Below are 25,323 nucleotides of genomic sequence, written 5' to 3'. Positions count from 1 at the left end.
CCGTACGGGTGAAGAGCCTCAAGTCTCCAGCGCCCAGGTGGTCGTGCACCGGACCGTCACGCGGACGGGCTCCGGCTCCAGTTCGAGGTCGTGGACGTCGACGTCCGGGCCGCCCTCGGCGACGGCCGCCCGCATCGCCATCATCGGCGCCCCGCGCCCGTCGGACTCGCTGAGCCGGCGCAGCGCGCCCAGCCGGCCGCCGAGCGCCGCCGCGTAGCCCTCGGCCCGGCGCCGGGCGTCCCGCACGGCCTCGCGCTGCGCCGCGGCCAGGGCGGCGTCCGAGTCCTCGAGGGTCCAGGACGGCCCGGAGAAGCTCGCGGGCTCGGCGGCCAGCAGCGACCCGAGCACGGACTCCAGCCGGTCGAGGGCGGTGACCCGCAGCGTCAGGTGCTCCTCGGCCCGGCAGGTCCCGGTCCGGGAGCCGCGCCGCCATTCGTCGTGTACCCACAACCGCCGGTGGGTGACGGCCACCGCGGGCGAGTCCAGCGCCGGCTGTGCCGCGGCGACGAGCTTCCCGAGTGCGGTGACGGCGGCGGCGCGCGTACGCCCCTTCGCCGAGAAGCCCAGCTCGAACTCCGCCCGGTCCGCGATCTCCTCGTGGTGCCCGGTGCCCTCGGTGACGATCTCGGGTATGTGGGTCATGACCGAAGCCAAACAGATCGGGCCGTCTCGGCCTATCTCGTGCCGGGGCTAGACGTCCGTAGAGGAGGCGATCGCTACCGTGCATCCCGTGGTCGCCCTTCTCCCGCACCTGCGCCGGCTCGTGCGGCAGGGCCACTCCGACGCGCCGGGTCCCGTCGTGGACCTGCTCGGCCGGGTCGGGCTCGCCGGGTACGGGGTCGTGCACCTGCTCGTCGGGTGGCTGGCGGTGCAGATCGCGCTCGGCACGCCCGCCGGCAACGCGGACGTCCAGGGAGCCGTCGCGTCCGTCGCCTCGACCCGGTTCGGGGAGGTGGCGCTCGTGGTCGGCGTCGTGTGCCTGGTGGCGTTCGCGCTCTGGCAGCTGACGGCCGCGGTGCTCGGCTTCCGCTGGGTGTCCGGCGGCGGACGGGTGCGCAAGCGCGTCGGCGCGGTGTCGAAGGCGATCGCGATGCTCGGCCTGGCGGCCGCGGCCGTGGCATTCCTCGGCGGCGGCCGGCGCTCCGGGAACGCGGGCGCCCGGGCCGCCACCGCGGACCTGCTCGCCCTCCCGGCCGGCCGGCTGCTGGTGGCCTGCGCGGCGGTCGTCGTGCTGGTGATCGCGGTGGCGATGACCTACACGGGCGTGCGCCGGACCTTCATGGACGACCTCGACGTCCGCCACCTGCCGGAGGGCGTGCGGCACGGCATCGAGATCCTCGGCGCGCTCGGGCACGTCGCCCGGGCGCTGGCGCTCGGTGTGGTCGGGGTACTCCTCGGGACCGCCGCGCTGGCGTCGGACGCCGCCCGCGCCGGCGGGCTGGACGCGGCACTGCGCCTGCTCGCGACCACCCCCCTGGGTGCGTCCGTGCTGATCGTGGTGGCACTGGGGTTCGCGGCCTTCGGGCTGTTCTGCATCGCGGACGCGCTCACCCGCAGGGCGTGACCGGGCCGTCCACCGAGCTCCCCGAGAGCGCGGACGCCCCAGCCCACGCGGGCTCTTCAGCCCCACGCGCGTCGCGCCGGACCGTGCGCGTCGGCCGGCGGCGGTCACCCCGAGTCCGGTCACCCCGGACGGCGAGGGCGAGCCTTTCGCGTGGCGCTGTCCGGCTCCACGCGCACCACGTCCCGATCGGGCGACACGCCGATCGGGCCCGATAGCGAAATCTAGGGTTCCGGCAAGACGGCCGGATACCGTCCGATCCCATGGACCCGGTGCGCAACCCGTTCGCTCCCGGCGCTGGTCAGCGGCCACCCGAGCTCGCCGGCCGGGACAAGGAGCTCGACGCGTTCGAGATCGTGCTCGAGCGGGTCGCGCGCGGGCGCCCGGAACGCAGCCTGGTGCTCACCGGGCTGCGCGGCGTCGGCAAGACCGTGTTGCTCGGCGAGCTGCGCTCGATGGCGCTGCGCGCCGGCTGGGGCGCCGGGAAGATCGAGGCCCGGCCGGACGCGGACCTGCGCCGCCCGCTCGCCGCCGCGCTGCACCGCGCGATCCGGGACCTCGCCGTCCAGCATCCACGGCAGGAACGCGTCGACGAGGTCCTCGGCGTGCTCAAGGCGTTCGCGCTGCGGGCGTCGCCGTCGGAGGCCAGGCTGCGGGACCGCTGGCAGCCCGGCATCGACGTTCCGGTGAAGAACGGGCGGGCGGACTCGGGGGACATCGAGATCGACCTCGTCGAGCTGTTCACCGAGGTCGCCGAGCTGGCGAGCGAGGTCTCCACCGGCATCGCGATCCTCATCGACGAGATGCAGGACCTGCGGCCGGACGACGTGTCCGCCCTCTGCGCCGCCTGTCACGAGCTCTCCCAGTCCCGGGCGCCCCTCGTGGTCGTCGGGGCCGGGCTGCCGCACCTGCCCGCGGTGCTCTCGGCGTCGAAGTCGTACTCGGAGCGGTTGTTCAAGTACAGCCGGATCGGCCAGCTGGACCGGGCGGACGCGGACTTCGCGCTGCGCGCGCCCGCGGAGCGCGAGGAGGCCGGCTTCGACGGCGAGGCGCTCGACGACCTCTACCAGCGCTCCGGCGGCTACCCCTACTTCGTCCAGGCCTACGGCAAGGCCGCCTGGGACGCCGCGCCCACGAGCCCCATCGGCGTCACGGACGTCGCGGTGGCGGCGCCGGAGGCCGAGGCGGAGCTGGCCGTCGGCTTCTTCGGATCCCGCTTCGAACGGGCGACCCCCGCGGAGCGCGAGTACCTGCGGGCGATGGCCGAGCTGGCGGAGGGGACGGACGAGCCCGTCGTCACCTCGGGCATCGCGGACCATCTGGCGCGGAAGCCGTCGTCACTCTCCCCGGCGCGGGACAGCCTGTTGAAGAAGGGCCTGGTGTTCTCGGCGCAACGGGGCCAGATCGCCTTCACCGTTCCGCATTTCGGCCGCTACCTGCTGGCGCACACGTAGGCAGAGACATTAGGCCGAGCGGGTGAAGTCGGGGAATCGCGGTCCGAGGGGTAACGCGGGGGGCCGGGGTACCGATTCCCAGTACAGCCCCGTGGCGCTGTCGGACCCCCGACCTGGCAGCTCCACGGGGCGTTCTCGTGTCCGGGGCCGCCGCCACGGGAGCTCGGCGGAGGCACCGCCGGGTGGCGTACGGCGGCCCCCCCGTAGCATCTGCCCGGTGTCGGACCCGAAGTTCGAGATCCAGATGCTGCACGACCGCGTCATGATCAAGATGGTCGAGGGATCCGGCGAGCGGCGCAGCACGGCGGGCATCGTCATCCCGGCCACCGCGCAGGTGGCGAAGCGGCTCGTCTGGGGAGAGGTCGTAGGGACCGGTCAGCACGTCCGCGGCGTGAAGGCGGGAGACCGGGTGCTCCTCGCCCCGGAGGACCAGTACGAGGTGGAGATCCAGGGGGCCTCCTACCTCGTCATGCGGGAGCGGGACCTGCATGCCGTCGCCACGGCGAGCGCGGAGAGCGCCTCGCAGGGCACCGGTTTGTATCTCTGACGCCCCGTCGACGCGGGGCGGGTCGGCGGTATTCGTGGGGAAGGAACACGCACTTCATGTCCGAGCGGCAGCCCTCGTCCGGCGAGGTGACCGATCGAGAGACGTCGGTGGCAACCGACGCCCGCCCGTCCGGTGACCCGGCACGTCCGGCCGAGGCTCCCAGCCCGGCCGAGCGCCCGGCAGGGAGCGGCGACGCCGAGGCTCCGGCCCGCAGCGAGCCTGCACCGGCCACGAACGGCACGGCGGTGAGCGGCACCAGCCCCTCCCCGGCCTCCTCCACGGCGCCCGGTTCCTCGCTACGGCCGCGCCCCCGTCCCCAGCCCCAGCCGGCCGGGGACGACTCGCCGACGGTCGCCACGACCGCGGCGGAATCGACGGCAGCCGAACCCACCACCGGAGCGGGTTCGACGGCCGGTGCCGTGGCCTCCGAGACGAGCGCCGAGGCCTCCGGCGCGTCGTCCGTGCAGACGAAGGCGGCGGGTCCCGCTCCCACGCCCGCTTCCGGGAACGAGACGGCCGGCGTCACCGGCGCCGGCGAGTCGGCAGGCGAGGCCACCGCAACCGCAGGGGCCGGAGCCACGGGGCCCGGTGCCGGGAACCCGGGCGGAGCCAGCGGCTCCGCCGCCGCCACCGTGCCCACTCCGGCGCCGGCCGTGGGCGACCCCCGCGCCGCGGACTGGGGCGCCGAGTCCACCCAGGCCATCCCGCTCGTGTCCCGCGCCGACGGGCCCAACGGCACCGACCGCCCCGCGAGCGAGCAGCCCACGGACACGATCCCCCGCGCCGGTGGGGCCGCCGGTGGGGCCGCGGCCGCCACCTCGGTGATCGACCCGCCCACCGAGCAGTTCGCGGCCACGGGGGGCGGGACCCCGCCCCCGGCCCGCCCACCGGCTCCGGTGGCGGCGGAGACGACGAGGGCGCGTCCCGGCCGAAGCACAGGCGCCGCGTCCTGGTGCTGGCCGGCGTCGTCGCCGCGCTGGCCCTGCTCTACGTCGGCGACCTGGTGTTCAGCACGGGCAACGTCCCGCGTGGCGTCACCGTCGCCGGGCTGGAGATCGGCGGACTGTCCAAGGCGGAGGCCACTCGCCGGCTGCAGGCCGAGGTCGAGCCCCGGTCGTCGCTGCCCGTGCAGATCACCGCGGGCACCGTGACCAGCCAGATCGACCCGAAGGCGGCCGGCCTGGCCGTCGACTACCCCGCGACGATCGACGCGGCCGGCGCGCAGCCGCTCAACCCGATCACCCGGGTCACGTCCTTCTTCACCGACCGCGAGGTCGGCGTCGTCAACACCGCGGACGAGCGCTCGGTGACCACCGCGCTCGAGCAGCTCGCGCCGGTCGTGGACAAGGACCCGGTCGAGGGCAACGTGAAGTTCGACGGCATCGTCCCGACCGCCGTGCCGCCGGTCCCCGGCCAGCAGCTGGACCTGCAGGCCGCGGTCGGGGTGCTCGAGCGGGACTGGGCCACCGGGTCGCCGGTCGCGCTCCCGCTCGTCCGGCGACCGACGATCACCAGCCTCGAGGACGTCCGGCGCGCCATCGACCAGTTCGCGACGCCCGCGGTCGCGGCGCCGGTGACGGTGCTCGGCGAAGGGGCGCAGGCCACGCTCGCCCCGGAGGCCATCGCCGGGGCACTGACCTTCAAGGCGGACGAGAACGCCGACCCCCACCTCGTGCCGGAGATCAACATCGACACGGTGACCGAGGCCGTGCAGCCGCAGCTCGCGGCCACCGAGAAGCCGGGCCGGGACGCGACCCTGGACTTCTCCACCGGCTCGCCGGTCATCGTGCCGTCGGAGGACGGCCGCGGCATCGACTACGCCGCGACGTTCAAGGACCTGGTCCCGGTGCTCACCGGGCAGGGCGCGCGGCAGGTCACCGCGGTCTACGCGGACCAGCCGGCGAAGATCACCACGGACCAGATCGACAAGCTCGGCATCACCGGCGAGATCAGCTCGTTCACCACGGGCGGGTTCGCGGCAGACTCCGGGCAGAACATCAAGCGGGCCGCGGACCAGATCAACGGCACGATCGTGGGCCCGGGCGAGACGTTCAGCCTGAACCAGGCGACCAACCCGCGGAACGCGGCCAACGGCTACGTCGAGGCCGGGATCATCGAGGCCGGTCACGCGTCGCGCGGCATCGGCGGCGGTGTCTCCCAGGTGGCGACGACGACGTACAACGCGGCGTACTTCGCCGGCATGGTCGACGTCGAGCACAAGGAGCACAGCTTCTACATCAGCCGCTACCCCGCGGGCCGCGAGGCGACCGTCTTCGACGACATCATCGACCTGAAGTTCCGCAACGACGGTCCGACCGGTGTCCTCATCCAGACCTTCTGGACCCCGTCGTCGCTCACCGTGAAGATGTTCGGCAGCAAGCGCTACGACGTCACGTCGACCACCGGGCCGCGCACGAACCCGACGGAGCCGCAGACGATCACGATTCCGCCGGGTGAGCCCTGCTCGCCCAGCAAGGGCGCGCCGGGCTTCACGGTCACGGACACGAGGACCATGCGGAACGTGCAGACCGGCGAGGTCACGAACAGGACCCGCACGGTCAAGTACAACCCGTCACCGATCGTGGTCTGCGGGCAGTAACCGGGGGAAGCACCCGGCCGGCAGTCGCGAGACGCGGCGCACTCCTCGTACCCTTCGTCAGGACAATGTGGTCACGACGATCGGGGACGCCATGCGTATTGCCGACGTACTGCGCAGCAAGGGCACAGCCGTCGCGACGGTGGAACCGGACGCGCTGGTGAGCGACCTGCTCGCCCTGCTGGCGGAAGGGAACTACGGCGCCCTGCCGGTGGTCCGGGACGGCGTCCTGGTCGGGATGGCGTCCGAACGCGACATCGTCCGCAGGCTCCACGAGCGTGGCGCCGCGCTGCTGGAGGCCCCGATCGTCGAGATCATGACGACCGATCTGGTCACCTGCTCCCCGGACGACAGTGCCGCGGACCTCGCCCGGGTGATGACGAACCGGCGGGTGCGGCACCTGCCGGTGATCGTCGACGGGGAGCTCCGCGGCATCGTCAGCATCGGCGACCTCGTCAAGGCGAGGATCGACATGTTGGAGGTCGAGCGCGAGCAGTTGGAGTCCTACATCAAGCAATAGGCCCGGCCGCACTATGGAGCCACAACGCGCTTCTCGGGGCCGATGAACCGCGTTGTGGCTCCATGACGCTGCCTGTCGGCGCCTGGCGGCGCGGCTAGAAGGCGCCCTCGGACAGCTCCATGAGGGCGTTGTCCGCGTTCTCCACGATCTTCCGCTCGCCCGTGAGCCGGGGCAGGACGGTCTTGGCGAAGAAGCTGGCCGCGCCGACCTTGCCCTCGTAGAAGGCCTTGTCCTTCTCCGCCACCTCGCCCGCCAGCGCGGTCTGGGCGACGTCCGCCTGGCGCAGCAGCAGCCAGCCGACGAGCAGGTCCCCGACCGCCATCAGCAGCCGGACGGTGTGCTGCCCGACCTTGTACAGGTTCGCCTGGTCCTCGGCGGAGGAGTAGAGGAAGCCCGTCAGCGCGCCGAGCATGCCCTGGACGTCGCCGAGGGCCTTCCCGAGCAGCGCCCGCTCCTCCTTGAGCCGGCCGTTGCCGGTCTCGTTCCCCAGGAAGGCCTGGATCTCGCCGGCGACGTGCGCGAGCGCCTGGCCGTTGTCCCGCACGATCTTGCGGAACAGGAAGTCCAGGGACTGGATCGCCGTGGTGCCCTCGTACAGCGAGTCGATCTTGGCGTCCCGGATGTACTGCTCGATCGGGTAGTCCTGCAGGTAGCCGGAGCCGCCGAGGGTCTGCAGCGAGAGGAGCAGCATCTCGGAGGCGCGCTCCGAGCCGACGCCCTTGACGATCGGCAGCAGCAGGTCGTTGACCTTCTCGGCGAGCACAGTGTCCCCGCCGCGGCGGATCTGGTCCTGGAACGTCGCGGTGTAGGTGTAGACGGCGCGCAGGCCCTCCGCGTACGCCTTCTGCAGCATGAGGATGCGGCGGACGTCCGGGTGGTTCGTGATCGCGACGCGCGGCGCCGCCTTGTCCGCCATCTTCGTCAGGTCCGCGCCCTGGACGCGCTCCTTGGCGTAGTCCAGCGCAGTGAGGTAGCCGGCGGACAGCGTGCCGATCGCCTTCGTGCCCACCATCATCCGGGCGTACTCGATGACCTGGAACATCTGCGCGATTCCGTCGTGCACGTCGCCGAGCAGCCAGCCGACGGCCGGGGTGCCGTGCGCGCCGAAGGTGAGCTCGCACGTCGTCGACGCCTTGAGCCCCATCTTGTGCTCGACGTTCGTCACGAAGGCGCCGTTGCGCTCGCCGGGCTCGCCGGTCTCCGGGTCGAAGTGGAACTTCGGCACGAGGAACAGCGAGAGGCCCTTGGTCCCGGGCCGCGGCTCGATGCCGGGAGCCTCGGGGCGGGCCAGCACCAGGTGCATGATGTTCTCGGTCATGTCCTGCTCGGCCGAGGTGATGAACCGCTTGACGCCCTCGACGTGCCAGGTGCCGTCCTCCTGCCGGACGGCCTTCGTGCGGCCCGCGCCCACGTCCGATCCGGCGTCCGGCTCGGTCAGCACCATCGTGGCGCCCCAGCCCCGCTCGATCATCAGCTCGGCCCAGTGCTTCTGCTGCTCGGTGCCGTTGCGGTGCACGACGGAGGCGAAGTTCGGCCCGGCCATGTACATGAACGCGGCGGGGTTGGAGCCGAGAATCGAGCTCGGCGGCGGCCCACTGCACGGTCGGCGGGATGCCGTAGCCGCCCAGGTCGTCCGGCAGCGAGAGGCGCCACCACTCGCCGTCCATGAGGACCTGGTAGGCGTCCTTGAGGGACTGCGGAAGCGTCACCGAATGGGTCTTCGGGTCGAACACGGGCGGGTTGCGGTCCGCGTCGGTGAAGGACTCGGCCAGCGGGCCGGTCGCGACGGCGTTCAGTTCCTTCAGCACACCCTTGGCGGTGTCCAGGTCGACGCCGTCGGCGCCAAACTCGTCCTGCACACGGAAGACCTCGAAGAGGTTGAACTCGAGGTCACGGAGGTTGCTCTTGAAGTGGCCCATCGGTCTCTCCAGCGGAATTCGTCGACCGTCCGGCCGCCCTGTTCCTACCGGCCGGTAACTACAGCTGAGGATATTACTCGTCAGTAACCAAGGCAAGCGCCCTGCCGGAAGCACCCCATCCCGGGGATCACACCTTCGGGCTCCCGGCTTGTGCACGTTGTGTGTGTAGACGATGGTTCGAATGGTCCTGATGAGGTCGTTGTGACGCATGATGCATCACCTGGACTAGCTGGGGGCAGCAGTGGGTCAGAGATCGGGTCGGGAGATGTCCCGCCGGGGGTTGATGGTGGGCGGTCTCGCCGTCGGCGGCCTGTCCCTGGTCAGCACCGGGACCGCCGCGGCCGATCCGGCGCTCCGCTCGGCCTCTCCGGACTCCGGGGCCCTCGCGGAGGCAGGACCGGCCATCGTCCCCTGCCCCGGCTGGGGCGCCCGGCCGAACAACCGGATCGTGCCCATCTGGAACCAGCGGCCGGTGAAGGTTCTGGTGCACCACACGGCGTCGCCGAACCAGGCGAACACCGACCGCGGCGCCGCGGACGCGCTGGCCAGGTCGATCCAGAACTACCACATGGACCGCCGGCGCTGGCTGGACAGCGGGCAGCACTTCACGATCAGCCGTGGCGGCTTCGTGCTGGAGGGGCGGCACCGTAGCCTGGAGGTGCTGCGCGGGGGCCGTAAGCAGGTCGAGGGTGCGCACTGCACCGGGCAGAACGTCGTCGCCGTCGGGATCGAGAACGAGGGCATCTACGTCGACGTCGGCCCGCCGCCCGCGCTCTGGAACTCGCTGCGGAACACGTGCGCCTACATCTGCGCGCAGTACGGGATCGCGCCGACCGAGCTGTACGGGCACCGCGACTTCAAGAACACCGCCTGCCCGGGGGATCGCCTCTACGGGATGCTGCCCCGGCTGCGCGGCGAGGTCGCCGGCATCCTGGGCCGGCGGCTGGAGGCCGAGGCGACGGTGAAGGCCTCATGGCCCCTGGTGCGCCCGGGCGACAGCGGGGCGACGGTGCTGGCCGTCCAGCACCTGCTCCGCGACGCCGGGCACGACGTCCCGGTGGACGGCGCGTACTCCCCGGCCATGACGGCCACGGTGCGCCGCTTCCAGACGGAGACCAAGGCCGAGGACGCGAACGGGATCATCGGCGGGGAGTCCTGGCCGGTGCTGGCCCGGACGGTGCGCCGGGGCGAGGGCTCCGAGGCCGAGAAGGCCGTGAACGTTCTCGCCGAGGAGCGTCAGGTCGAGAGCGTGCCGGACGTCGTCGAGCATCCGGAGTGGCAGGAGCTGCTCGGCACGTCGGGCGAGCCCGCGGACACGTCCGCGGACCCAGTGGGCCCACCTCGTTGAGGGTGACCACCGGGCGCCGCGCGACTCACCAGCTGCGGGGCTCGTCGTCCCAGAGCTTCCACGGGGCGTCGCCCTTGGCCCAGATCTTGTTCAGGGTCTCGTAGTCCTTGAACGTGTCCATGGCGGCCCAGAAGCCCTCGTGCCTGTTCACCGAGAGCTGCTTGTCCCGGGCGAGCTCGCCCAGCGGGCCCTCCTCGAGGAAGTTGTCCTCGCGGTCGTCGATGTAGTCGTCCAGGAAGGACTTCTCGAAGACGAAGTACCCACCGCTGACCCAGCCGGTGACCTGGGTGGGCTTCTCGTTGAACTCGACGACCTGGTCGCCGTCGACGTTCATCTCGCCGAACTTCGACGTCGGGTGGACCGCGGTGACCGTGCCGAGCCGGCCGGCCTGCTCGTGGTTCTTCACCAACTGGTCGATCGCGACGTCGCTGACACCGTCGCCGTAGGTCATCATGAACTGCGGGGTGTCGATGTACTGCTTGATCCGCTTGAGTCGCGCGCCGGTGCCCGCCTCGAGACCCGTCTCGGCGAAGGTGATCTCCCAGTTCTCGTCCGCGACCCCGTTGCGGAACGCCGGCTCGTGCTCGCCCTGGGCCAGGGAGAGCGTGAAGTCCGACAGGTGCGAGCGGTAGTCCAGGAAGAACTGCTTGATCTCCCAGCCCTTGTAGCCCAGGCAGAGGATGAAGCGGCGGTAGCCGTAGTGGCTGTAGAGCTTCATGATGTGCCAGAGGACCGGGCGGCCGCCGATCTCGACCATGCCTTTCGGAAGGCGCTCGCTGACCTCCCGGATTCGGGTTCCCTGTCCTCCGCAGAGGATCACCACCGGCGTGTCCTGGTTCATCGTTCTCCGATCTCGTTCGGCATTGTCGCTACTGGCGGACCTGGGGAGCCGGTCCGTGTCGTGCGGTCGATCGATCGATCACAGCACCGTCACAGGCCCGTGAGCCTGTGCACGATGCCGAGGTCCTCGGGGGTCGTGACGTGCAGGTTCCCGGGGTCACCCGGGACCGTCACCACGGTGTAGCCGTGCTCGACGAGCAGGCTCGAGTTCTCCACCGGGCGCGGTCGGGTCTCGTGCACCTTCCGCAGCACCGGGGCGCGGAACGCGTGCGGCGCCTGGGTGATCACCAGGTCGTCCTTGGGCAGGGTCTCCCGCACCACCCCGTCGACGACGCGCTGGACGATCTCCAGCAGCGGCACCACCGGCACCGCGCCGTCCGCCCCGGCCCGCACGGCCGCGATGACGTCGAGAAACAGCCGGTCCGACGCCAACGGGTGCGCCGGGTCCGCGGCCACGATGATCCCGGCGTCGTCGGGGATCACGGCGAGCGCCGCGCGCATCGACTCGGACTGGTGGTCGCCGCCCACCGCGAGGGCGTCCACGCGGTCGCCGTCCCAGGCGACGCCGGCCGGCAGTACCAGCGCGACCCGGTCGCACGTCCGGCGCGCGGCGGCGACCGTACGGTCGATCATCCGGATGCCGCCGACGGGCTCGAACTGCTTCGGGCGCCCGAACCGCCGGGCCTGGCCGCCCGCGAGGACGACGCACCACGACTCCCCGGGGACGGTGGGGTCGGACGGCGTCACGAGGTCTCCGGTCGCATCGCGGCCGATTCTGGCATCATTGCTGGAACACCCGGGGCGCAACCCCCGGCGCGGGCCCGGCGGCGCCCGGAGGGATGACCCACCTTCGGGTACTCCCCGGGCATGGACGGTTCACCGGCGCCCGCCGGATCCCGATCCTCCCGGAGGGACCTCTCCGCGGACGCGGCGGTCGGCCCCGCACGGCAGGGGGGTGGGATGGGTTACCGGCTCGGGATCGACCTGGGCGCGACGCGCACCGTCGCCGTCGTCTGCCGCCCGGCGCCCGACGGGCCCCCGGACACGCACGTCTACGAGCTGTCGTCCGTCCTGTCGCTCAACGCCGACGGCGCGATGGTCCCCGGCTTCTCCGCCGACCCCGCCCGGGAGGCGCGCGGCTTCACCGCCCGCGTCGGCGTCCCCGGGCCGCTGCTGGTCGCGGGCCGGTCCTGGGCAGCGGAGACGCTGTGCGCGGTGCTCGTGCGCCGGCTGGTCGACCGGATCGCCGAGCGCGAGGGCGGGCAGCCCGAGGGGATCGCGCTCAGCCGCCCGCCGTCGTGGAGTCGGCACGCCGAGTCGCTGCTGGGGGCGGCGCTGGAGGGCTTCGGCCTGGCGGTCACGTTCGTGGCGGCGCCCCGGGCCGTCGCGATCAGGGACGGGGGGTGGTCCGCCGGGCCGCTCGCCGTCCTGGACCTCGGGGAGAGCCACTGCACCGCGGCCGTGGTCGGCGCGGACCTGGACGTCCTCGCGGTCGAGCGGGTCGACGGCGGCGCCGGCACGGAGCTCGACCGGCTGCTCGCCGAACGGGTCGCGACGGGTGGCCCGGCGGACGACGCGGCGCTCCTGCACGCGTGCCGGGGCGGGAAGGAGCGGTTGTCGGCGGAGCCGGCCGTCGAGATCGCCGTCCCGACCGGACACCCGTCGCCGCTGCACGCCTCGCCGCCCGCCTCGTGGCTGGACCGGGACACCTTCGACGACCTGGCCCGGCCCCTCGTCGCGGCGGCCGCCGCACTGCTCCGGCGGACGGTGGAGGCATCCGGCGTGGACGTCGCGGACGTCCTGCTGGTGGGCGGTTCCGCGCGCGTCCCGCTGGTGGGCACGGTCGTCGCGGAGACGCTCGGCCGTCCGGTGCGGATCGACCCCGAGCCGGAGCACGCCGCCGCGATCGGGACCGTGCTGGCGATCCAGCCGGGGGTCCCGGAGCCCGCCGGGGACGCCGGGGACCGGGGTACGGCCGCGTACGTGCTCGCGGCCGGCGCGACCGCGGCGAACGCGGGCGCGGTCACCGCGATCGCGACGGGTCCGGTGCCGGCGTCGGTCCCGGGCCTGCCGCCGACGTCGTTCGTGCCGCCGGTCGCCGACACCCCTGCGGCGTCCGTCCCCGCGGTGGATCCGGCGTCCTACTCCGCGCCCCCCGTCACCCGCCTGCCCGCCGCCGAATCGGCCTGGGAGCACGACGACGGCGGTGGGTCCCGTCGCCGGCGCACCGGGGTGTTGATCGGCGCCTCGGTGCTGCTGGTCGCCCTCGGCCTGACCGGCATCGTCGCCGCCTGGCCACGCGAGCAGGCCCTCCGCCCGGGTGCGGAGGCGGTGCTCGGGACCGGCACCACGAGCAGTCCCCCCACGCCGTCCGTTGCGCCGCTGTCGACGAGCCCCACGGTCGCCGAGGACGGGAGCGCAGGGATCGTGGCGCCGCAGTCGACGGGGGCGCGGGAGGCCGGGGAGGCCGGGGAGGCGCGGCCCTGGGCGAGGACGACCACGCCGAGCGGGTCCGCCCGGAACGCGCAGGACTCGCCGCCCGACTCGTCCGCACCCGAATCCTCGGCGGCGGCGCAGCCCCCGGCGCAGGACCCTGCGACCGGGAACGAGGCTGCACAGAATCCGCCTGCACAGAACCCGCCTGCACAGAATCCGCCTGCACCGAATCCGCCTGCACAGAATCCTCGTGCAGCGACTCCTCGTGCACAGGGTCCCGCCGCCCAGGACCCGTCCGCCCCGGGCCCGCCGGGCGGGTCGCCGGCCGCGCCGCAGGACCGGCGCCAGAGCGCGCCGCCGCAGGGCTCGGCGCCCGCGCAGCCCGGGCCGGCCTCGAGCCCGCCGGCGGGCGGCAGCGCACCGCCCCGGCAGCAGGCCCCGGGGTCCGCGAACCGTGCTCCGTCCGGCGGTGCCTCGTCGACCGACGGGTCCAGAGCCGGAGCGGCCGGTCAGGCCTCCGCTCCGCCCCCGTCCGGAGCTGCGCCGAGCGCCCGCTAACGCGGCAGGTCTCGCTTCGGTCTCGACCCGGCCGGTCGGCGTGACGAACGCCCGCCCCGACAAGATAGAAGCTGTGGGGCCCGCGGGGGCGGGCGGAAGAGTCCAGGGGAGGTGCGCACGGTGGTGCGTATGGCAGGAGCGGTCATCGCCATGGAGGTCGTGGCGCTGGTCGTGGCGTATCTGGCCTTCGGCTGGCCGATGCTGGTGGTCGGTGCGCCGTTGATCGTGGGGACCGCGCTGGTGCTGCTGGTCGTCCACGTCTCGGAGGAGCCGCGACGCCGGCTGGCCGCGTTCCGCGCGGGCCGGCGGAAGCAGCCGCGACCGCCCCAGGGCGGGCTGATGAGCGGGTTCTACGAGCTTCCGGTGCAGCGGGTGGCCGCCGGCGGGTCGACGACGTGGGGCCCGGTGAACCGGGCGGGTGCACCCCGCGTCTGACGGGCAGGAGTGACTTCGGTCACGCGATATCGGTACGGCGCGACGTCCCACGGGCGTCGCGCCGTTCTCGTTCCGCGGCACCGCCCCGGGTGTGGTCGGATCCTCGGCGAGAGGGAGGTGGTGGAGATGTCGACCTTCGAGCACGGCGAGCTGACCATTCACTACGAGGAGACCGGGTCCGGGTTCCCCGTCCTGCTGCTCGCGCCGGGCGGCCTGAGCTCCGCGATCGACCTCTGGGACCGGGCGCCCTGGAACCCGGTCGAACAGCTCTCCCCGCACTTCCGCGTCATCGCGATGGACCAGCGCAACGCCGGCCGCTCCTTCGCCCCGGTACACGCGTCGGACGGTTGGCCCAGCTACACCGCGGACCAGCTCGCGTTGCTGGACCACCTGGGCGTCGACCGGTTCCACGTCCTGGGCATGTGCATCGGCGGCGCGTTCATCCTCAGCCTGATCCACACCGCGCCGGAGCGCGTCGCGGCCGCGGTGGCCCTGCAGCCGATCGGGCTCGAGGGCAACCGGGACCTCTTCCTCACCGCGTTCGACACGTTCGCGGACGACAGGCGCGACGCCCACCCGGAGGCCGGTCCCGAGGACTGGGCCGGCTTCAGGGACAACCTCTACGGCGGGGACGACGTGCTGTGGAGTGTTCCAGGATCCGAGATCGCCGCGTTCCCGACGCCGATCCTCGTGCTCATGGGCGACGACGAGCACCACCCGCAGAGCGCGTCGCGGCACCTGGTGGAGAGGGCGCCGAACGCGTCGCTCGTCGAGTCCTGGAAGTCCGAGGCGGACCGGCCGGCCGCCCGCGAGGCCGTCGAGAAGTTCCTGGCCGGACATTCCACCTGATCCGGTTTCGCCCCGACGGCGCGCGGCCGAACCGCGACGATGGGGCCATGACCTGGGGCTAGGCGTCCATCCTCGTGGACCTCGAGAAGGGCGGGCCGGACCAGCTGGTGGAGCTGGTCGAGGACGCCTGGCGGATCAAGGCCTCCGCTCGGCTCCGCAGGCAGCGCGATGATTGAGCGCGGCAGTACCGGGCACCCGGAGACATGCCTTTCCTCAACGTCGGCACCGAGAACGACCGCCCGATCGAGCTGTACTACGAGGACCACGGCTCCGGGAAGCCCGTGGTCCTGATCCACGGCTGGCCACTGTCCGGCCGCTCCTGGGAGAAGCAGGTCCCCGCGCTGGTCGACGCCGGGCACCGCGTCATCACCTACGACCGCCGCGGCTTCGGGAAGTCCTCGCAGCCGTGGGAGGGCTACAACTACGACACCTTCGCCGCGGACCTCCATGCGCTGCTCATCCACCTCGACGCCAGGGAGGCGACGCTCGTGGGCTTCTCGATGGGCGGCGGCGAGGTCGTCCGGTACCTGAGCGCGCACGGCTCGGACCGGGTCGCCAAGGCCGTGCTCGCGGCGGCCGTCCCGCCGTACCTCTACAGGTCCGAGGACAACCCGGACGGCGGCCTCGACGACGCGACGATCGAGCAGTTCCGGAACGGCGTGAAGGCGGACCGCATCGCCTTCCTGGACGACTTCACCCGGACCTTCTTCGCCGCGGGCGACAGGACGGACCTGGTCAGCGAGGTCAACCGGGAGTACCACCGCGACATGGCCGCGATCGCGTCGCCGAAGGGCACGCTGGACTGCATCACCGCGTTCGGCCGCACGGACTTCCGCAAGGACGTCGAGGCCGTCGACGTCCCGACGCTCGTCATCCATGGCGACGCGGACGCCATCGTCCCGTTCGAGGTCAGCGGCAAGCGCTCCGCCGAGACGATCAGGAACAGCACGACGGTCGTGATCGAGGGCGGGCCGCACGGGCTCAACGCGACCCACCCCGAGGAGTTCAACCGGGCGCTCCTGGAGTTCCTCGACAGCTGAGGAGGCTCGCTGATCTAGGCTCGGTCCGTGCGGATCCGTGCTGGCACCCCGGCGGACCGGCCCGTACTGCGGCGCATCGCCGTCGCGGCGAAGGGCCACTGGTCCTACGGCCCGGAGTTCCTGGCCCGGTTCGCGGCGGTGATCGTCCCCGACGACGACTACGTGACCCGCCGGGACGTCCGCGTGCTCGAGGACGACGACGGCACGCCCATCGGGTTCAGCGCGATCCTGCACGGCGGCGTCGCGGTCCTCGACGACCTCTGGGTCGTCCCGGAGCACATCGGCTCCGGAATCGGCGCGATGCTCTTCGACGACGCCGTCTCCCGCGCCGCGGCCCGGGGCGCGACCCGGATGGAGTGGGAGGCCGAGCCCTACGCCGTCGGGTTCTACGAGCGGCAGGGGGCGACGGTGGTCGGGCGCGTGACGTCCGAGCTGGGCCGGGAGACGCCGGTGATGCGGATCTTGCTGGTCCCGGCGTCACCGGTGGAGGCACCGTAGGACGGCCCGGCGGCGCCGAGGCGCCCGGAGCTCCAGCCCGAGGTTCCACCAGGGTCATCGGCACGGTCACCGGCTGATCGCGGGGGCCGCGGCGAGCCGCGCGAGGACGTCCCGGACCCCGATCCGCCAGGCCGGCTCGTCCTGGAAGTCGATCTGTACGTCCGGAGGCGCCATCCGCTGCAGGCCGAGCCCGACGAGCTCCGTTCGACTGCTCTGGGCCGCCGGCGGATCACGGTTTCATGACGTCCCTCAGAAGTACTTCAGGATTCATATTTCTCGGGTTAGGTTGATGAGCGTTCAACCATGCCCGGTCCGGTCGGGCCACTCACCCTGGAGTCCGTATGAACGTCGTCGGTTGGATCCTGCAGATCGTGCTCGCCGTGGCCTTCCTGGCCGCGGGCGGGATGAAGCTCGCGCGGCCGAAGCCGGCCCTGGTGGCCGCGGGCATGGGCTACGCCGACGACTTCGCCGACGGCTCGATCAAGGCCATCGGCATGATCGAGATCGTCGGCGCTGTCGGTCTGATCCTTCCCTGGCTCCTGGACGTCGCGCCGATCCTCACGCCGATCGCGGCTGTCGGGCTCGCAGCCGTGATGGCGGGCGCCGTGGTCGTCCACATCCGCCGCAAGGAGCAGTTCGTCCCGCCGCTCGTGTTGGGCCTGTTGGCTCTCGTCCTCGCGGTCATCCGCTTCGCCTCCTAGCCGGCGCGCTGTTGCTGCCGACCCGGATGATCTCGGCTCGGGCTCGAGGCAGGGCTTCGGAGAACACGAAAGCCGACAAAAGGGGCGGAACTAACGGCGAGTGATCTCGTTAGGCCGTTCGCGCGCGGTCCGCTGATCACGCTCCCCGCTGCGCTGTCGACTGGAGGATCAATGAGGAAACCCCTGGCATTGGCACGGCGCCGAGCCATCGCAGGCCTTGTCACGGTTACGGCCCTGGCCTCGGGCGCTGCTGTGCTGGGGTCCGGTGTCGCGTTGGCCGGTCCGAACTCCGACCCTGATGTCGTGGCCGCGTCCGTCGCCCCCGACAACGGGCGCACCTGCACCACCAGCAAGCTGCCGGTGGACCTGCAGCCGGGCGTCGTGGTCGCCCCGGGCTCGGACCTGGGTCTGACGCTCGACAAGGAGAAGAGCGACCAGTTCGTGGTCGTGAAGCTGTGCATGCCGGAGGGCAGGTCGCCCAAGGCGGTGCAGGTGCTGACGCACGGCATCACCTACGACCACCGCTACTGGAACATCGCCGATCCGGCGAACCCCGAGGCCGATACGTACTCGTGGGAGGCGGCCGCCAACAAGGCCGGCTACGCCACCGCGGCCATCGACCGGATCGGTAACGGCGAGTCCAGCCACCCGCTGTCGACCTTCGTCGACATCACCTCGAACGCCACCGCACTGCACAACGTGGTCCAGGCCCTGCGCGCCGGCGACGTCGAGGGCCAGAAGGCTGCGTTCGACGAGGTCGCGCTTGTCGGGCACTCCTACGGCAGCTTCACCAGCATGATCGAGGCCTCCCGCTTCAAGGACGTCGACGCGGTGATGCTCACCGGATTCACGCACAAGGTGAACACCCGCACCCCGGTGAACATCGAGACCAGCGACTACCCGGCGGTCCTGGACCCGCAGTTCGCGGGCGAGTCGCTCGACCCGGGCTACATCACCCCCCGCCCCGGTACGCACCGCGGCCTCTACTACGCACCGAGCACCGACGTCGACCCGCGGATCATCGAACGCGACGAGGCCACCAAGGGCACGGTCACCCAGAGCGAGCTGGTGAACTACCCGATCGTCGAGAACACTCCACTGCAGATCGACGTGCCGGTGTTCATCATCAACGGCGACAAGGACGGGATCTTCTGCAACCAGGAGCCGCTGGACCTGGGCACCGACTGCTCCTCCCCGGAGCGCGTCGTGGAGCAGGAGAAGCCGTTCTTCCCCGAGGCCCCGTCGGTCGACGCCGAGGTCATCAAGGGCCCGGGCCACGACCTGAACGCCTTCTATCAGGCCCCGGAGGCCTTCCAGGCGTCGATGGACTGGCTGCAGGGCAAGGTTCCCGCCGACGAGTAGGGCTCTACCCGTAGTACCGATGCCGGGCCGCTATGAGACACAGCGGCCCGGCATCGGCGTGTTCGGGCCGTCGTAGCCGGCCCGGCGCCGCGGGAGGCGGCGCGCTTGACTCGATGGCGTGAGGGCACGCAGCGGGCACGCGAGGCGAGTGGATCGTGAAACGACGAAGGCCCGGCTCCGGTGTGGACACCGTGTGAGCTGGGCCTTCGTGGTGAGAGCGGATGACGGGAATCGAACCCGCGTATTCAGCTTGGGAAGCTGATGTTCTACCATTGAACTACATCCGCAGCGTGCGTGAACGAACTCTAGCATCCCACCCGCGGTGATCGAACGCCCGCCCGTGCGCGTCCATCCGAGTGGCTGAGGCATGATCGGCCCACCACTGGGCGCAGCGTCCTCGACGCCCCGTGTACGGACCACGACCCTGCCCCGCACAGCCGCTCCTCGCTCCGAAGGGCCTCCCGGATGACGGCATTCGACCCGCTCCTGGGGCCGCTCCCGCCCCAGGACCACGATCACGACGTCCTGCTCATCGCGGGATCGCGGCCCGAGGTCGCGCGGCTCGCGCCGGTGGCGGCGGCGTTCGCCGCGGCGGACCGGATCCGGGCCATCACGGTCGCCAGCGGCGCGGACCCGATGCGCGTGGACATCGCGTGGGAGGACCTCGCCGTCCCGGCGGAGATCACCCACCTCCTCGGCCGGCTGCCCGGGCCGAACCCGGCGGAGATCGCGTCGTCGTTGATGACCAGGCTGGACGCGCTGCTCGTCGAGCAGGACCCCACCGCGATCGTCGTGTACGGCGGCGGGATGACGGCCACGGTCGCGGCGCAGGTCGCGTACTGGCGGCAGATCCCGGTGATCCACATGCAGGCCGGCACCGCCACGGACGACCTGCTCTGCCCGTTCCCGCAGGAGGCGAACCGGCGGATCATCGGCCAGCTCGCGTCGCTCGTCCTCGCCGCGGGCGGTTCCGAGCGGGCGGGGTCCGGGCCCAACGTGATCGTCACCGGGGACCCCCTGCACGCGAACCCCGCGCCGTCCGACCTGCGCTTCGTCGAGCTGATGGACCGGATCCGCAACGGCAGCCGGCACCTGGTGCTCGTCAACCTGCAACGGCCCCGTTCGGCCGGCGTGCTGGACGGCCTGCCCGGGCTGCTCGCACGGGAGGCGGACACCGAGGTCGTCGTCTGGGGGACGCAGGCCGGGTCGGACGCGAGCCTGGACCTCGCGCGGCACGAGCGTGTGATCGTCGTTCCCGGCATCGCCCTCACCGAGCTCGTTCGGCTGGCCCCGCTCAGCGCGGTCGTCGTCTCGGACGACGACCAGCTGGTCGCGGACGCGCCCGGGCTCGGCGCCCCCGCCGTCCACGTCGAGGGCACGGGGATCCCGGAGCCCGGGGACTCGATCCGCAGCATCTCGGTCGCCGCGGTGATGAGCACGGTCGAGCAGATGCTGCGCGCCACGCCCCGGGTCGAGGAGTACGACGGGCTGGAGGCGGCCCGCGTCGAACAGGCCGTCGCGTGGATGTTCGGGCTCTCCCCGTCGTCGAAGCTGCCCGCACCGCAGGCGAGCGGCGGCTGACGCCCGGCTAGTGTCTCGCAAGTCATCGAGACACGAGGGGAAGGCGTCGCCGGTGCTGCTGTCCGACCGCGACCTGCGCAAGGAGCTCGAAGGCGGGCGTCTCGTCCTGGACCCGTGGGACGAGGAGATGCTCCAGCCGTCGAGCATCGACGTCCGGCTGGACCGGTTCTTCCGCGTCTTCCAGAACTCCCGGTACACCCACATCGATCCCGCGCTGCAGCAGGACGACCTCACCCGGCCGCACGAGACCGAGGACGGCGAGCCGTTCGTCCTGCACCCGGGTGAGTTCGTGCTGGGCTCCACGTTCGAGTCGGTCAGCCTGCCCGACGACCTGGCCGGACGCCTGGAGGGCAAGTCCAGCCTCGGCCGTCTCGGTCTGCTGACGCACTCCACCGCAGGCTTCATCGACCCCGGCTTCACGGGGCACATCACGCTGGAGCTGTCGAACGTGGCGAACCTGCCGATCACGCTCTGGCCGGGCATGAAGATCGGTCAGCTGTGCCTGTTCCGGCTCTCCAGCCCCGCCGAGCGCCCGTACGGCAGCGAGGGCGTCGGCTCCCGCTACCAGGGGCAACGGGGTCCGACGCCCTCGCGGGCCCACCGCAACTTCCACCGCGTGGACACGAAGCGGGACTAGGGCCGCGAGAGGGCCTCCTCCCCGGGCATGCCAGTACGCTGACCCGCGATGGAGCCCTCGGACCGCCCCCGACCGCACGTGCCGGCCGTCCCCGCGGAGCGCACGCCGCAGCGGGCCGAGGACGCCGACCCCGGAGGCGGGCCCCCGTGGGGCACCCGGACGGGGTCGGGAAGCCGGCAGGCGGCCCCGCCGCCGTGGTGGGCGGGAGTCGGGGACCGGCTCCGCCGGACCCCCCCGGGTGACCGGCCGGTGCGCCGCTCGCGGCCGCGGAGCTGGCGCGGGGCCACGGGCCTCGGTCTGATCGGCGCGGCCGTGCTGCTCGTCCCCTTCCTCGACGAGCCGAACCGCTGGTGGATCCCCTTCGGCCTCGGCGCCGGCACCCTCGTCCTGCTCGCGGTGCTCCGGCTCGACCGGCTGCTCAAGGGCTGGACCTGGCACGTCGCGGGCGTCGTTCTCGTCGCCGCGCTGGTGTCCGCGACCAGCGAGAACCCGTGGGCGTGGGCCTTCGCGGCGAGCGTCGGGGTGGCGCTGGTGGGGCTGCTCCGGCTGCCGAGGTGGCAGCTGCTGGCGGTCGGGCTGGTGCTGGTCGCGGTGTCGCTCGTCGGCTACCGGTTCCGGGCGGCGGACGTGCGGGAGCAGGAGAGCCAGGTGGCGGCGCAGGCCGGCGCCCAGCTGCAGCAGAGCGTCGGCGTCACCCGGCCCGCGCTCGTCCTCACCAACCTGACCGCGGGGATCCAGGACCCGGACCCGCAGCGGATCTGCCGGATCGCCCGGCCGGCCGCGGTCGCACAGCTCGCGCAGGCCACGGGGACGGGAACCTGCGTCGACGCCGTCGCGGTGCTGCACACGCGCCTCAGGCCCGGTTCGGAGTCCCCCGCCACCGTCCCGCGCGCCACGAGCGCAGCTCCGCTTCCGCCGGGAGCCACCACCGTCGTCGACGCCTGCGCGACGTCCTGGGTGCAGGCCGCCGGCGCGGCGCTCGGGAAGGTCGAGCTGGTCCGGACGCCGGCGGCGAAGGAGACCTACCAGATCGCCGCGTTCCGCCCCTGCTGATCAGCGCCTGCGGTACATCCCGGCCACTGGTGGCCGGGATGTACCGCACCCGGTGATCTCCGTGCCGCACGAACGGCGAACGGGGCCGGTCCGCAGTCGCGGACCGACCCCGTTCGGGCCGGGCGAGATCCTACTTCGTGGCGTCTTCCTGCTTCGGGTCGTCCGAGCCGGCCGACGCAGCCGGGCCCTGACCGTTGGTGCCGTTCGACGAGGCCTTCGCATCGTCCGGGCCGGGCTCGTCCGAGGCCTTCAGCGCGGCGTCGTTCATCTCCGTCGTCACGTCCGCCTTCGACGTGTCCGCCGGCGGCCCGTCCGTCCCCGCCGCGTCGGCCGTTGCCGGGGTCGTCTCGGGCTCGGCGTCCGCACCCGGCTCGTCGCCGTCCGCGGGAGAGGCGTCGGCGTGCTCGGTCAGCGGCGTCTCCGTCGTCTGCACGACGTCGCCCTCGGTCGCGTCGTCGGCGGCCTCGGCCGGCTTCTCCGGGGCGTCACCGCGCTTCACGGCGGCGAGCAGCAGCTGGGCGACGTCCTGGACCTGCACGCCCTCGCCCGAGCCCTCGCTCTGCTTCTGCGTCAGACCGTCGCCGATCATCGTGCGGCAGAACGGGCAGCCGACGGCGATGGTGCCGCCCGCTCCGTTCATCCCGGCGCCGTCGAGGGTCTCGATCGCCTCGGTGGTGCGGGTGACGTTGATCCGCTGGCCGATCCGCTCCTCCATCCACATCCGCGCGCCACCGGCGCCGCAGCACATGGAGCGGTCCGCGTGCCGGGGCATCTCGGTCAGCGTCGCGACCGCGCCGACGAGCTGGCGCGGCTCCTCGTAGACCTCGTTGTGCCGGCCCAGGTAGCACGGGTCGTGGTAGGTGACCGGCGCCGTCGGCTCGGCGGAGGCGACCGGGACGAGCTTGCCGTCGCGCACCAGCTTGTTCAGCAGCTGCGTGTGGTGCACGACCTCGTAGTGCCCGTCGAGCTGCGGGTACTCGCGGCCGAGGCTGTTGAGGCAGTGCGGGCAGGTCGTCACGATCTTGCGGGTGCCGGGCTCGCGGCCCTCGAACACGCTGTTGAGGACCTCGGCGGTCTGCTGCGCCATCATCTGGAACAGGAACTCGTTGCCCGAGCGCCGCGCCGGGTCGCCGGTGCAGGTCTCCTCGGTGCCGAGCACCACGAAGTTCACGCCCGCGCGGTGCAGGAGCTCCGCCGTCGCCTTGGTCGTCTTCTTGGCGTTGTCGTCGTACGCGCCGGCACAGCCGACCCAGTAGAGGTACTCGGTCTCCGCGGCCAGCTCGCCGTCGAACACGGGGACCTCGAAGGGCAGGTCCTTGGTCCAGTCCAGGCGGTCCTTCTGGTTCTGGCCCCAGGGGTTGCCCTTGTTCTCCAGGTTCTTGAACAGCCCGGACAGCTCCGTCGGGAACTCGGACTCGATCATGACCTGGTAGCGGCGCATGTCCACGATGTGGTCGACGTGCTCGATGTCCACCGGGCACTGCTCGACGCAGGCGCCGCAGCTGGTGCAGGACCAGAGGATGTCCGGGTCGATGACCCCGAGGACGTCCTCGCCGCCGATCAGCGGCCGCTCGGCCTCCTTGCGGGCGGACTCGGGGATCGCGGCGAGCCGCGCCTCGGCGTCGTCCCCGGTGATGCCGACCTCGTCGCCGGCCATGTCCGTGCGGCCACCGGCCAGCAGGTACGGCGCCTTGGCGTAGGTGTGATCGCGCAGCGCGTTGACCAGCAGCTTCGGCGACAGCGGCTTCTCGGTGTTCCAGGCGGGGCACTGGCTCTGGCAGCGCCCGCACTCGGTGCAGGTCGTGAAGTCCAGCAGGCCCTTCCAGGTGAAGTCCTCGACCTTGCCGACGCCGAACGTGTCCGTGTCCGGGTCCGCCTCCTCCAGGTCGAGCACCTTGCCCTGGCTCATCATCGGCTTGACGTTGCCGAGCGCCTTGCGGCCGTCGTCCTCGCGCTTGAAGTAGATGTTGAAGAACGCGGTGAACCGGTGCCAGGCCACGCCCATCGTCGGCGTCGCGGCCAGGACGATCAGCCAGATCGTCGCGGACAGCACCTTCACCGTCGCGAAGACGGTGACCACGTCGGGCGACGCGGGGATGATGTTGCTCAGCGCGATCGACACCGGCGCGGACCACTCGGGCACCTCGAAGACGCCGAGCGAGTGCTTGGCCGCGCGGACCACCAGGATGCCGAGGCCCTCGAGGAGCACGATCGCCTCGACGAAGTACGCGCGGCCCTGGTGGGAGCCGTAGAAGCGGGACTCGCGGCCCAGCCGGCGCGGATGGTTCACCTGCCGGTAGATGATCAGCGGGATGATCCCGACGACCGTGCCGACGCCCAGGATCTCCACGAAGAGGCTGTAGGGCCCCCACTGGCCCAGGATCGGCAGGTGCCAGGTCGGGTTCCAGACTTCGCCGAACGCCTCGACCAGCGCCAGGAACAGGCCGCCGAAGCCGACCATGACCAGCCAGTGGAAGACACCGACGTGGCTCCACTTGAGCATCCGGGTGTGCCCGAGCGTCTCTTTCAGCATCGTGGCGAAGCGCGGGCCGAACGGCCCCGTGCGCGTCGGGTCGGGCTGCCCCAGCTTGATGATGCTGAGCATCCTCGCCACGGTGCGTGCCACGAGCGCGACGGCCACCACGGCGGACAGCGCCGTGATCACGCCGAGGACGATCTGCAGCCAGCTCATCTCGTCGAAACCCTCCTGTTGTGCGTTCCGCCCGGGAGGCTACGCGGAGAGTTACTCGTCGGTAATGCCCGGCTGTTCCTCGGGTGTGACGGCCTCACTGCGGTCCCGCGACGACTTCGCGTGAGCCGGAGAATAAGTCACCCGCGCGGTGACTCGCCCTTGTGACGTGCTCGGACGCGCACCGATTGCCCGTCTTCACCGGATCGGGGCCTGGTCGGAAGCCGCTCCGGTACCGTTCGGGACCGGGGCGGTGTGAGAGGGATCTCCTCGAGCGCGGTCCCGGTGCGCCTCACTGCGAGATCACCTGATCGGCCCTTAGCGTGCGTCACGCTGGGTGTTGATCACGTGCCATCGTGTGAGCCCGCGCGTTCAGGCCCAGCCACGGACGATCGCTCGCTAAGCTGCCTCGCGGGGTCAACAGGAGGAGCCGTCATGCACGCACCGGGGGCGACAGCCCTCTGGTACGCCCAGAATCTGACGACCAACGGTCTGCAGGGCTGGATCCAGGACAACGTGGTTCCGTTGATCCTGCTCACCATCGCGGTGATCCTTCTGTGGATCGGCGGCCGCGGGGACAACGCCGGCGTCGCGCGCCGGAGCGTCGGGCTCATCGTGGGGCTGGTCGCGCTGGGTATCGCGGTGTCCGGGAACGGTCCGCGCGTCGGGGCGTTCCTCGCCAACCTCATCGTGGGGTGA

The 25,323-nt window shown here is 72.1% G+C and carries 21 protein-coding genes, 1 tRNA gene and 1 pseudogene; 17 read left to right on the top strand and 6 right to left on the bottom strand.

The genetic code is table 11. The annotated features are described in order from the left end of the window. Positions 1-18: 18 nt before the first annotated feature. Complete coding sequence (locus WBK50_RS31360) at positions 19-642, bottom strand: SIMPL domain-containing protein (RefSeq protein WP_341339015.1); 624 nt, start codon at positions 640-642, stop codon at positions 19-21. Between the two features lie 88 nt (positions 643-730). Between WBK50_RS31360 and WBK50_RS31355 the strand changes: the two genes are divergently transcribed. The 5 genes from WBK50_RS31355 (at position 731) to WBK50_RS31335 (ending at position 6,678) form a co-directional block, all read left to right on the top strand. Next, the gene (locus WBK50_RS31355) at positions 731-1,564 is read left to right on the top strand and encodes a DUF1206 domain-containing protein (protein WP_341339014.1); all 834 of its coding nucleotides are present in this window, start codon (positions 731-733) and stop codon (positions 1,562-1,564) included. Between the two features lie 260 nt (positions 1,565-1,824). Beyond that, the gene (locus tag WBK50_RS31350) at positions 1,825-3,015 is read left to right on the top strand and encodes an ATP-binding protein (RefSeq protein ID WP_341339013.1); all 1,191 of its coding nucleotides are present in this window, start codon (positions 1,825-1,827) and stop codon (positions 3,013-3,015) included. Positions 3,016-3,232: 217 nt separating this feature from the next. Beyond that, on the top strand, positions 3,233-3,562 hold the full coding sequence (locus WBK50_RS31345) for a GroES family chaperonin (protein ID WP_341339012.1): 330 nt from the start codon (positions 3,233-3,235) through the stop codon (positions 3,560-3,562). A gap of 952 nt (positions 3,563-4,514) precedes the next feature. Continuing rightward, positions 4,515-6,161, top strand: coding sequence for a VanW family protein (locus WBK50_RS31340; protein ID WP_341339011.1), 1,647 nt, complete (start codon positions 4,515-4,517; stop codon positions 6,159-6,161). A 91-nt stretch (positions 6,162-6,252) separates the two neighbouring features. Next, positions 6,253-6,678, top strand: a complete 426-nt coding sequence (locus WBK50_RS31335; protein WP_341339010.1) for a CBS domain-containing protein — start codon at positions 6,253-6,255, stop codon at positions 6,676-6,678. A 94-nt stretch (positions 6,679-6,772) separates the two neighbouring features. Here the strand turns inward: WBK50_RS31335 and WBK50_RS31330 are convergent. Then, positions 6,773-8,597, bottom strand: a pseudogene (locus tag WBK50_RS31330) (acyl-CoA dehydrogenase). Between the two features lie 265 nt (positions 8,598-8,862). Here WBK50_RS31330 and WBK50_RS31325 point away from each other — a divergent pair. Then, the gene (locus WBK50_RS31325) at positions 8,863-9,945 is read left to right on the top strand and encodes a peptidoglycan recognition protein family protein (protein ID WP_341339009.1); all 1,083 of its coding nucleotides are present in this window, start codon (positions 8,863-8,865) and stop codon (positions 9,943-9,945) included. 25 nt (positions 9,946-9,970) lie between these two features. On the opposite strand, the gene WBK50_RS31320 is transcribed toward WBK50_RS31325, so the two are convergent. Both WBK50_RS31320 and WBK50_RS31315 read right to left on the bottom strand, forming a co-directional pair. After that, positions 9,971-10,786, bottom strand: a complete 816-nt coding sequence (locus WBK50_RS31320) for a glucose-1-phosphate cytidylyltransferase (RefSeq protein WP_341339008.1) — start codon at positions 10,784-10,786, stop codon at positions 9,971-9,973. A gap of 89 nt (positions 10,787-10,875) precedes the next feature. Next, positions 10,876-11,532 (bottom strand): IspD/TarI family cytidylyltransferase, encoded by a 657-nt coding sequence (locus tag WBK50_RS31315; protein ID WP_341339007.1) that lies wholly within the window; start codon positions 11,530-11,532, stop codon positions 10,876-10,878. 213 nt (positions 11,533-11,745) lie between these two features. On the opposite strand from WBK50_RS31315, the gene WBK50_RS31310 reads away from it, so the two are divergent. From WBK50_RS31310 to WBK50_RS31280, 7 genes are all read left to right on the top strand, one after another. After that, positions 11,746-13,779 (top strand): Hsp70 family protein, encoded by a 2,034-nt coding sequence (locus WBK50_RS31310; protein WP_341339006.1) that lies wholly within the window; start codon positions 11,746-11,748, stop codon positions 13,777-13,779. A 129-nt stretch (positions 13,780-13,908) separates the two neighbouring features. Further along, the gene (locus tag WBK50_RS31305; protein ID WP_341339005.1) at positions 13,909-14,214 is read left to right on the top strand and encodes a hypothetical protein; all 306 of its coding nucleotides are present in this window, start codon (positions 13,909-13,911) and stop codon (positions 14,212-14,214) included. A 126-nt stretch (positions 14,215-14,340) separates the two neighbouring features. Continuing rightward, positions 14,341-15,063, top strand: coding sequence for an alpha/beta fold hydrolase (locus WBK50_RS31300; RefSeq protein WP_341339004.1), 723 nt, complete (start codon positions 14,341-14,343; stop codon positions 15,061-15,063). A gap of 203 nt (positions 15,064-15,266) precedes the next feature. Beyond that, on the top strand, positions 15,267-16,103 hold the full coding sequence (locus WBK50_RS31295; RefSeq protein ID WP_341339003.1) for an alpha/beta fold hydrolase: 837 nt from the start codon (positions 15,267-15,269) through the stop codon (positions 16,101-16,103). Positions 16,104-16,130: 27 nt separating this feature from the next. Continuing rightward, a complete protein-coding gene (locus tag WBK50_RS31290; protein ID WP_341339002.1) occupies positions 16,131-16,601 on the top strand; it encodes a GNAT family N-acetyltransferase in 471 nt (156 codons plus the stop codon). A 341-nt stretch (positions 16,602-16,942) separates the two neighbouring features. Next, positions 16,943-17,302 carry a DoxX family protein gene (locus WBK50_RS31285; protein WP_341339001.1) on the top strand — a complete coding sequence of 120 codons (360 nt, stop codon included), beginning with the start codon at positions 16,943-16,945 and terminating at the stop codon, positions 17,300-17,302. A gap of 303 nt (positions 17,303-17,605) precedes the next feature. Continuing rightward, on the top strand, positions 17,606-18,664 hold the full coding sequence (locus WBK50_RS31280) for an alpha/beta hydrolase (protein WP_341339000.1): 1,059 nt from the start codon (positions 17,606-17,608) through the stop codon (positions 18,662-18,664). A gap of 216 nt (positions 18,665-18,880) precedes the next feature. On the opposite strand, the gene WBK50_RS31275 is transcribed toward WBK50_RS31280, so the two are convergent. After that, positions 18,881-18,951, bottom strand: a tRNA-Gly gene (locus WBK50_RS31275). Between the two features lie 178 nt (positions 18,952-19,129). On the opposite strand from WBK50_RS31275, the gene WBK50_RS31270 reads away from it, so the two are divergent. The 3 genes from WBK50_RS31270 to WBK50_RS31260 are packed head-to-tail and all read left to right on the top strand — an operon-like array spanning position 19,130 to position 21,935. After that, positions 19,130-20,245, top strand: coding sequence for a UDP-N-acetylglucosamine 2-epimerase (locus WBK50_RS31270; protein WP_341338999.1), 1,116 nt, complete (start codon positions 19,130-19,132; stop codon positions 20,243-20,245). A gap of 52 nt (positions 20,246-20,297) precedes the next feature. After that, a complete protein-coding gene (gene dcd, locus WBK50_RS31265) occupies positions 20,298-20,882 on the top strand; it encodes a dCTP deaminase (protein WP_341338998.1) in 585 nt (194 codons plus the stop codon). Positions 20,883-20,930: 48 nt separating this feature from the next. After that, positions 20,931-21,935 carry a hypothetical protein gene (locus tag WBK50_RS31260; protein WP_341338997.1) on the top strand — a complete coding sequence of 335 codons (1,005 nt, stop codon included), beginning with the start codon at positions 20,931-20,933 and terminating at the stop codon, positions 21,933-21,935. A 130-nt stretch (positions 21,936-22,065) separates the two neighbouring features. Here the strand turns inward: WBK50_RS31260 and WBK50_RS31255 are convergent, their stop codons facing one another. Beyond that, a complete protein-coding gene (locus tag WBK50_RS31255; RefSeq protein ID WP_341338996.1) occupies positions 22,066-24,627 on the bottom strand; it encodes a (Fe-S)-binding protein in 2,562 nt (853 codons plus the stop codon). 432 nt (positions 24,628-25,059) lie between these two features. On the opposite strand from WBK50_RS31255, the gene WBK50_RS31250 reads away from it, so the two are divergent. Further along, entirely contained in the window at positions 25,060-25,323 is a 264-nt protein-coding gene (locus WBK50_RS31250) for a hypothetical protein (protein ID WP_341338995.1), read from the top strand.

Origin of the sequence: Pseudonocardia sp. T1-2H (genome assembly GCF_038039215.1) — a bacterium.
Classification (GTDB): Bacteria; Actinomycetota; Actinomycetes; order Mycobacteriales; family Pseudonocardiaceae; genus Pseudonocardia.
This window is presented reverse-complemented; position numbering and strand designations above follow the sequence as displayed.

Coding starts and splice junctions, on each gene's coding strand:
- WBK50_RS31360 (WP_341339015.1), bottom strand. CDS start 642: ATGACCCACATACCCGAGATCGTCACCGAGGGCACCGGGCACCACGAG.
- WBK50_RS31350 (WP_341339013.1), top strand. CDS start 1,825: ATGGACCCGGTGCGCAACCCGTTCGCTCCCGGCGCTGGTCAGCGGCCA.
- WBK50_RS31335 (WP_341339010.1), top strand. CDS start 6,253: ATGCGTATTGCCGACGTACTGCGCAGCAAGGGCACAGCCGTCGCGACG.
- WBK50_RS31325 (WP_341339009.1), top strand. CDS start 8,863: ATGTCCCGCCGGGGGTTGATGGTGGGCGGTCTCGCCGTCGGCGGCCTG.
- WBK50_RS31320 (WP_341339008.1), bottom strand. CDS start 10,786: ATGAACCAGGACACGCCGGTGGTGATCCTCTGCGGAGGACAGGGAACC.
- WBK50_RS31310 (WP_341339006.1), top strand. CDS start 11,746: ATGGGTTACCGGCTCGGGATCGACCTGGGCGCGACGCGCACCGTCGCC.
- WBK50_RS31305 (WP_341339005.1), top strand. CDS start 13,909: ATGGCAGGAGCGGTCATCGCCATGGAGGTCGTGGCGCTGGTCGTGGCG.
- WBK50_RS31300 (WP_341339004.1), top strand. CDS start 14,341: ATGTCGACCTTCGAGCACGGCGAGCTGACCATTCACTACGAGGAGACC.
- WBK50_RS31295 (WP_341339003.1), top strand. CDS start 15,267: ATGCCTTTCCTCAACGTCGGCACCGAGAACGACCGCCCGATCGAGCTG.
- WBK50_RS31285 (WP_341339001.1), top strand. CDS start 16,943: ATGAACGTCGTCGGTTGGATCCTGCAGATCGTGCTCGCCGTGGCCTTC.
- WBK50_RS31270 (WP_341338999.1), top strand. CDS start 19,130: ATGACGGCATTCGACCCGCTCCTGGGGCCGCTCCCGCCCCAGGACCAC.
- WBK50_RS31260 (WP_341338997.1), top strand. CDS start 20,931: ATGGAGCCCTCGGACCGCCCCCGACCGCACGTGCCGGCCGTCCCCGCG.
- WBK50_RS31255 (WP_341338996.1), bottom strand. CDS start 24,627: ATGAGCTGGCTGCAGATCGTCCTCGGCGTGATCACGGCGCTGTCCGCC.
- WBK50_RS31250 (WP_341338995.1), top strand. CDS start 25,060: ATGCACGCACCGGGGGCGACAGCCCTCTGGTACGCCCAGAATCTGACG.